This window comes from Pseudomonas sp. SJZ077, from assembly GCF_007993905.1.
Lineage (GTDB): Bacteria > Pseudomonadota > Gammaproteobacteria > Pseudomonadales > Pseudomonadaceae > Aquipseudomonas > Aquipseudomonas mandelii.
The window spans coordinates 1-1,421 of record NZ_VIUJ01000047.1 but is presented as its reverse complement, the minus strand read 5'-3'; the positions used below and the strand labels follow the sequence as shown (position 1 = coordinate 1,421).

Below are 1,421 nucleotides of genomic sequence, written 5' to 3'. Positions count from 1 at the left end.
CCATCCCTTTCAAGGTCTTTTCGTTTTTGCAGCCTTGATTACCCGATCCGTTGAAACATGAGCATGCACCGCCGTGCCTTGGACCCATGTCTTTGGTTTGGGCACCTTGGGGCCACGGGGGCTTTTCGCAACTTGTTTGGGCTGGATGTTTCTGGCCAGCTCCAGTAAGCGCTGAGCCAGTTTTTCCAGAGGGATGACGGGAAGATATTCCGAGGGCAGAGCAATTTGCATTCCCTCATAACCACTTCTGACTTGGACTGCCAAGTGATAGATCGAGGCTTCCCATCCTTCAGGCTGGGTCTCCCGATGGGCTTGCTCGACGCTGCGTTTGAGGACGGCCAGGACGTTGTAGGCCAATACCGCAGTGGCGAACCCGAGTAAGGCAGCCTTTGGGTTGCCAAGGGTTTCGATTTCACTTTCCAGGATCGCTTCCAGTCGTTGGAACATACCCTCAATACTCCAGCGGCGGCGATAGAGTTCCGCGATCTGCTGCGCACTGACGCTGTCAGGCAAGTTGCTCCAGAACATCAAGCTGCTGTCACCCGAGTCGGTTGGCGAATGAAGCGTCAGCTCGACACGCCGATATTGATAACCGCCTCTAATCTGGATGATCTGCTCACGCACAGTGCCTGTTTCCACAGGCACTGGCTCTTGCCACTCACCCTCTTGAATCAAGCGTGGATGCTTGGCCTGCTGCCGAATGACAAAGGAAGTTTGGACCTGTTCACAAGCCTCCATCACCGGGAGCGTGCAATAGAGTCGATCAGCCAGCCACACCTGGCCCGGCTCGGCATTGGCCAATAGAGGCAGCACACAAACACGCTCGCTTGCGTAGGCATCCTCACACGCCTGAAGGTCGATGACCTGATCCAGGTCGGGGTCGTAGGCCACCACCGAAAAACCGGGACGAGCAGCGCCGCGCTCGTGGCGTAAAGCACCCAGACGTTTCTCAGTAGATGCCAAGTGATTACCGTCCACTACCCGAACCTGCCAGCCCGGCAGCATCGTCGTATAACCCAGCTCTTTGATGGTCGGGGTCAGGCGTTGAGCACAACCTGTGACCAGCGCGCGCAACAAAGCAGGTTCGGTACGACTGATCTTGTCGTAGAGGGCAGCCAAACTGACAGGAAGATCTTCCAGTTGCCGCGCGGCTGCGTGCAGGGATGGCTTCAAGCCCAATGAAACAAGGGACATCAGCTTGATGATGGTCGAGAACAGTAGTTCACGAGAATACTGCCGTTGCCGATGTTCTTCGAAAACCTGATCGACCCACTCAGGGGCAATAGCCTGCTCCAGTGCCAATTTGGCCATGACACTGGCAGGTGCTTTTTTCTCGAAACGCGCTAGAACATCGGCCCACATCGTTTGGGGATCCCTGAATGAAATTTCAGCGATTTTACCGAAGACCTTGAAAGGGATGG

The 1,421-nt window shown here is 55.5% G+C and carries 1 protein-coding gene; it reads right to left on the bottom strand.

Features of this window, described 5'->3' with window-relative positions; all coding sequences use genetic code 11:
* Positions 1 to 9: 9 nt before the first annotated feature.
* Positions 10 to 1,311, bottom strand: coding sequence for an IS4 family transposase (locus FBY01_RS31440; protein ID WP_145311125.1), 1,302 nt, complete (start codon positions 1,309 to 1,311; stop codon positions 10 to 12).
* Positions 1,312 to 1,421: the final 110 nt, after the last annotated feature.